This is a genomic window from Nocardiopsis sp. MG754419 (assembly GCF_018207095.1).
Taxonomy (GTDB): Bacteria; Actinomycetota; Actinomycetes; order Streptosporangiales; family Streptosporangiaceae; genus Nocardiopsis.
On the sequence record NZ_QOCZ01000340.1, the window covers coordinates 1 to 584 of the forward strand.

Sequence of the window (584 nt, forward strand, 5' to 3'; positions counted from 1 at the left end):
CAGTTGATCATCACGATCCGGACGAGCGCGGCCCCCGCCTCGACGGCGTCCGGATCGTGATGATCAACTGGCGCGACCCGTGGCAGTCCGCGGCCGGCGGTGCCGAGGAGTACGCCTGGCGGATCAGCCGCCACCTGGCCGAACGCGGCGCCATCGTCACCTTTCTGACCAGCCGCGAGGACCACCAGGCCAGGGTCGAGACCAAGGACGGCATCGTCATCCGCCGGATGGGCGGCAGGTTCACCGTCTATCCACGCGTCATGGCCTGGCTCGCCCTGTGGCGGCGCGAGTACCACCTCGCCTTCGACTGCATGAACGGCATCCCCTTCCTGTCCCGCCTGGTCCTGCGCCGCAGCACCAAGGTCGTGAGCGTCGTGCACCACGTGCACGACCTCCAGTTCAACGCCTACTTCTCGGCGCTGCCGGCCCGGTTCGGTCGTTTCATGGAGTCCACCGTGGCCTCCCTGGTCTACCGACGCTGCACCACCGTCACCGTCTCGGAGTCCTCCCGGTCCGCCATGCGCGCCAAGCTCGGCTGGCGCGCCCCCATCGAGATCATCCACAACGGCGGCCCCGCCCTGGCC

1 protein-coding gene is annotated in these 584 nt (G+C 69.2%); it reads left to right on the plus strand.

Translation table 11 applies throughout. The features are described 5' to 3' along the window. A partial coding sequence (locus DSY14_RS28015) for a glycosyltransferase (protein WP_211719595.1) occupies positions 1–584 on the plus strand: 584 nt, incomplete at both ends.